This is a genomic window from Streptomyces sp. NPDC005899, from assembly GCF_040629645.1.
GTDB lineage: Bacteria > Actinomycetota > Actinomycetes > Streptomycetales > Streptomycetaceae > Streptomyces.
The window spans coordinates 1-4,749 of record NZ_JBEXWB010000425.1 but is presented as its reverse complement, the minus strand read 5'-3'; the positions used below and the strand labels follow the sequence as shown (position 1 = coordinate 4,749).

Annotated in this window: 5 protein-coding genes; 3 read left to right on the top strand and 2 right to left on the bottom strand. The window is 73.1% G+C overall.

The window, feature by feature from the left end:
• Together ABZ371_RS29105 and ABZ371_RS29100 are read right to left on the bottom strand one after the other, a co-directional pair.
• Positions 1 to 802: serine/threonine-protein kinase (locus ABZ371_RS29105; RefSeq protein WP_358685098.1), on the bottom strand; the 802-nt coding region annotated here is incomplete at its 3' end.
• A gap of 315 nt (positions 803 to 1,117) precedes the next feature.
• The gene (locus ABZ371_RS29100) at positions 1,118 to 1,603 is read right to left on the bottom strand and encodes an Lrp/AsnC family transcriptional regulator (RefSeq protein WP_358685096.1); all 486 of its coding nucleotides are present in this window, start codon (positions 1,601 to 1,603) and stop codon (positions 1,118 to 1,120) included.
• Positions 1,604 to 1,756: 153 nt separating this feature from the next.
• On the opposite strand from ABZ371_RS29100, the gene nadE reads away from it, so the two are divergent.
• From nadE to dhaL, 3 genes are all read left to right on the top strand, one after another.
• Positions 1,757 to 2,599: an ammonia-dependent NAD(+) synthetase gene (gene nadE / locus ABZ371_RS29095; RefSeq protein ID WP_358685093.1), complete on the top strand. Its 843-nt coding sequence runs from the start codon at positions 1,757 to 1,759 to the stop codon at positions 2,597 to 2,599.
• Between the two features lie 321 nt (positions 2,600 to 2,920).
• On the top strand, positions 2,921 to 3,919 hold the full coding sequence (locus tag ABZ371_RS29090; RefSeq protein WP_358685090.1) for a dihydroxyacetone kinase subunit DhaK: 999 nt from the start codon (positions 2,921 to 2,923) through the stop codon (positions 3,917 to 3,919).
• Positions 3,920 to 3,971: 52 nt separating this feature from the next.
• Positions 3,972 to 4,652 (top strand): dihydroxyacetone kinase subunit DhaL, encoded by a 681-nt coding sequence (dhaL, locus tag ABZ371_RS29085; protein ID WP_358685087.1) that lies wholly within the window; start codon positions 3,972 to 3,974, stop codon positions 4,650 to 4,652.
• The last annotated feature ends 97 nt before the right edge of the window (positions 4,653 to 4,749 follow it).

Genomic DNA, 4,749 nt, shown 5'->3' with positions numbered 1-4,749 from the left:
GGTGGTGCGGGGCGGGCAGGTGGTGCGGCATCGGCTCCGGACGTCCGCGCCAGGCGTCGGTGCGGAACCAGTCCGACACCTGCTGCGCGCTCGGCCGGTCCTCGGGCCGCTTCGCCAGCAGGCCCAGCAGGTAGGAGTCGAAGGCGGGGGAGACGTCGACCCCGCGCTGTCTGACCGGCACCGGCGGGGTGTCCACGTGCTGGTAGAGCGTCGCCGTCGCCGTGTCCGAGCGGAACGGCGGCTGCCCCACCAGCAGTTGGTAGATGACGCAGCCCAGTGAGTACATGTCCGACGCGGAGTCGGCGGTGCGGCCGAGCGCCCGCTCGGGAGCCAGGTACAGACTCGTGCCGACGATGTGCCCGGCCGTCGTCAGGGCCGTCGACGGATCGTCGACGAACTGGGCGATGCCGAAGTCGCCGATCTTCACGGACCCGTCGGCGTCCAGCATCAGGTTTCCGGGCTTGATGTCGCGGTGGACGATGCCCTGGCGGTGTGCCGCGGCCAGGCCGGCGGCCGCCTCGCCGGCGATACGGGCCACCTGTTCCGGCCGGATCTGCTCCTCGGTCTCCAGCAGGTCCCCGAGGCTGCGGCCCTCGACCAACTCCATCACCAGGAAGAAGCGGTCCTCCCAGGAGCCGAAGTCGAAGACGGCCACCAGGTGAGGGTGGCTCAGGCGCGCGGCTGTCTGCGCCTCCAGGCGGAAACGCGCGGTCGACGAGGCATCGGCGTGATCACCCAGCAGCAGCTTCACGGCCACGGCGCGGCCGAGCACTTCGTCCGTCGCGCGCCACACCTCACCCATGCCGCCACGGCCGATGGGGGATATCAACCGGTACCGTCCAGCTACCAGCACCTGTGCACACCAATCTCGAACTGTGGCCCGCTCCGACTGCCGCGGCGGCGACCCGGTCGGGCGCGTGGGCCCGGTTCGGTGCGTGGGGCACGCGGCATGATCAGGATATCCGTCCGCGGGACCTCACCTCGCCCGCCCGGCCGCCGCGGGTTCGGTTCAGGCCATGTGCCCTGCCTGACACGGGTGTTGAGGGGCGGCGTTCGGCCACGCCGAGCCGATCCGGCCCGCGGGCGCCTCGAACTCGGCCTCCCCTTCCGGGGGTGGTCAGCCGGCGCCGCCGCCCGTCGCCCGCCCCACTGCTTCCACCAGTGGCAGGACCCGGTGGGCGACGCGTTCGCGCAGGGCCACCTCGGTCCGTGTCCTCACCACGCCCGGCAGCTGGATCAGCTGCTGGATCACGTCCTCCAGGTGGCCGTTGTCGCGCGCCACGACCCGTGTGAGGAGATCGCCGCCGCCCGTGGTGGAGAACGCCTCGATGATCTCGGGGACTTCCGCGAGGGCCTCACCCACCTCCTCCAGATGCCCCTGGGTCACCTCCAGGTGCACGAAGGCGAGCACCGGATGGCCGAGGGCGGCGGGGGACAGGGACGGTCCGGTCCCGGTGATCACACCGTCGCGTTCGAGCCGGTCCAGCCGGGCCTGCAGAGTGCCGCGGGCCACACCCAGGATGCGCGCGTACTCGCGCACGCTGGTGCGCGGCTGCTCGATGAGCAGGCGCAGGATGCGGGTGTCGAGGGCGTCCACCGCCATGTCCGGCCGTCCTCCTCCTCGCTCGGTGATCCGTGCCCGACTGTACCCAGGGCCGGGCAGCCCGTCCCGCCGCAGTCCGGTGGCGGGCGGCGCCCGCCACCGGCCCGGACCCCGCCTCCACCGGTGTGTGTTCACCGCCATTAGAGTGGACGGATGGTGAATCCAAGGGAGCAGATCCTCGCCGAGCTCGGCGCCAAGGCGACCATCGACCCCGAGGCGGAGATCCGGCAACGGGTCGACTTCCTCAAGGACTATCTGCGGTCGACCCCGGCCAAGGGCTTCGTACTCGGCATCAGCGGCGGCCAGGACAGCACGCTGGCCGGCCGGCTGTGCCAGCTCGCGGCCGAGGAACTCCGGGCCGACGGGCACGAGGCCACTTTCGTCGCGGTGCGGCTGCCCTACGGCGTGCAGGCGGACGAGCACGACGCGCAGGTCGCGCTGGACTTCATCCGGCCCGACAGCTCCGTCGCGGTGAACGTCAAGCCGAGCTCGGACGCCGTCGCCACCGAGTCGGCACGCGGCCTGCGGGAGCTGCTGGGCGGGGAGCCCGCGTTGCGGGACTTCGTGCGCGGCAACATCAAGGCCCGTGAACGCATGGTGATCCAGTACTCGATCGCCGGACAGCTGGGCCTGCTCGTCGTGGGCACCGACCACGCGGCCGAGGCCGTGACCGGTTTCTTCACCAAGTACGGCGACGGTGGTGTCGACGTCACCCCGCTGACCGGGCTGACCAAGCGGCAGGGTGCCGCTCTGCTGCGCCAGCTGGGCGCACCGGCCAGCACCTGGGAGAAGGTGCCGACGGCCGACCTCGAGGACGACCGGCCCGCACTGCCCGACGAGGTGGCCCTCGGCCTGACGTACGCCGAGATCGACGACTACCTCGAAGGCGCCGAGGTCACCGAGGAGGTGGCGGCGAAGGTGGAGTCGGGCTACCTCGCGACCCGGCACAAGCGCACCGTGCCCGTCAGCCCGCTCGACGACTGGTGGCGGAGCTGACCGGACGGGGGAGCGCGCCGACCCGGCGCCCCGCCGAGGGCGCCGGGTCCCGCACGCCGACCGGTCCGGCCACCGTACGGGCGCGCTCGCGCCCGGTCGCCCACCGGCCCTGAGGGCCGGCTCCACCGCGCAGGGAAAGGGCCGTCCCCGCACGGGGGCGTAAGGCGACGTGCGCCGGTGTGAACGGTGGGGAAAGCGGGGTACGGCCCGGGTCCGCACGCAGCGCGAGTTGCCGCATGCGGGCTGTTACCCCCACCATGGAGGTCTCGTCCGGAGGTCGACTCGTCCGGCCTCGCGGCCGGGACGGAATGGGTGCGGCGTATGGCCAGGTACTTCGAGAACGGCGCCGGTGAACTCGTCTCCGACGCGCTGTCCGGTTTCGCCCGGGCGCACGCGGACCTCGTGCGGTACGACCCCGCCGACGGTTACGTGACCGCCCGGCACACCGCTCCGGCGCGGCGGGTGGGCCTGCTGTCGGGCGGTGGGTCCGGACACGAACCCCTGCACGCCGGATACGTCGGCGCGGGCATGCTGGACGCCGCCTGCCCCGGGAGGGTGTTCGCGTCCCCGCACAACCGGCAGATCCACCGGGCCTCCCTCGCGGTGGCCGGGCCGGAAGGCGTGCTGCACATAGTCAAGAACTACACGGGCGACCGGATCAACTTCGGTATCGCGGCCGAACGGCTCGCCGACGCGGGGATCGCCTGCTCGAGGGTCCTCGTCGACGACGACCTCGCCACCGACTCCGAGGGCATCGCCGCCGGCCGCCGCGGTACCGGTGCCACGGTGCTGGTGGAGAAGGTCCTCGGCGGCGCTGCGGACTCCGGGATGGGGCGCGAGCGGCTGGCGGAGCTGGGCACCGCCCTGGCGGGCAGATGCCGCACGCTCGCCACCGCCTCCGCCGCCCACCACATGCCGGCCACCGGCGAGCCCGCGTTCGTGCTGCCGCCCGGCGAACTGGAGTACGGCGTGGGTATCCACGGGGAACGCGCCGACCGGACCCGGAGCCAGGGGCGGGTGCGCGACTTGGTGGAGGACATGACCGGGGCCCTGCTGGACGCGTTGCGGCCGGGGCCCGAGGAGTCCGTGGTGGCCCTCGTCAACGGTCTCGGATCGGTCACCGCCCTGGAGCTGTACGGGATCTTCGGAGAGCTGGGCCGGGTGCTCGACGGACGTCAGGTGCGGCTCGCCCGGCATCTGGTCGGGGACTACGTCACGGCACTGGACATGCGGGGCTTCTCCCTCACTCTCATGGCCGCCGACCAGGCCACGCTGGACTACTACGACGCGCCGGTGCGCACCCCCGCCCTGCGATGGTGAGCGGCCGGCGGGTGCGCTGCGGGGGGCCGGCGACGAAGCACGAGGAGGGTCCATGACGAGCAACGTTGTCGACGGTGCGAACGCTCTCGACGGTACGCAGACCCGCGACTGGGCGCGCCGCTTCGCCGATTCGGTGTACGCCACAGAAGCCGAGCTGACCTCCCTGGACCAACTGGCCGGGGACGGCGACTTCGGCGCCAACCTGGCCGCCGGTGTCACGGCCGCGGGTCGGCTGATCGACCGGACGGAGGGAACGACCGGCCCCGCCGAGATCCTGGATGCCATGGCCACGGCCTTCCTCGACGAGATCGGTGGTACCAGTGGCCCGCTGTTCGGGCTGCTGTTCCAGGCGCTGGCCCGGGCCGCCGGCCCGGGCCAGGGGCTGACGACGGCCGCGCTCGCCGAAGGCGCGGCACAGGGGCTGGCCGCCATCCGCAGGGTGGGCGACGCCGCCCCCGGGGACAAGACGCTGGTCGACGCGCTGGCTCCCGCCGCCGCGGCGCTGCGGGCGTCCCAGGGCGCACCGCCCACCACCGCTCTGGCCACGGCTGCGGAAGGGGCGTGGGAGGGTGTGCGGGCCACCGCCTCGCAGGCGGCACGCATGGGCCGGGCGAGCTACCTGGGCGAGCGGGCGACCGGCGTTCCGGACCCCGGAGCGGTGGGCGTCGCTCTGTTCTTCGCCTCCGCCACCGCGACCGTGCCGGTTCTGGCACCCCACCTGGCCGCCGGCTGACGGCGCGGCCGCCCGGCCGAGGGGCGGGTGACAAGCCGCCTACGAGCTCTTTACGCCCAATAATTCCGGACAACGCTTGCGCCCTACGTATTACCGC

Excerpts from the sequence above, each read along its gene's own strand:
- ABZ371_RS29100 (WP_358685096.1), bottom strand. The coding sequence starts at position 1,603 with ATGGCGGTGGACGCCCTCGACACCCGCATCCTGCGCCTGCTCATCGAG.
- nadE (WP_358685093.1), top strand. The coding sequence starts at position 1,757 with ATGGTGAATCCAAGGGAGCAGATCCTCGCCGAGCTCGGCGCCAAGGCG.
- ABZ371_RS29090 (WP_358685090.1), top strand. The coding sequence starts at position 2,921 with ATGGCCAGGTACTTCGAGAACGGCGCCGGTGAACTCGTCTCCGACGCG.
- dhaL (WP_358685087.1), top strand. The coding sequence starts at position 3,972 with ATGACGAGCAACGTTGTCGACGGTGCGAACGCTCTCGACGGTACGCAG.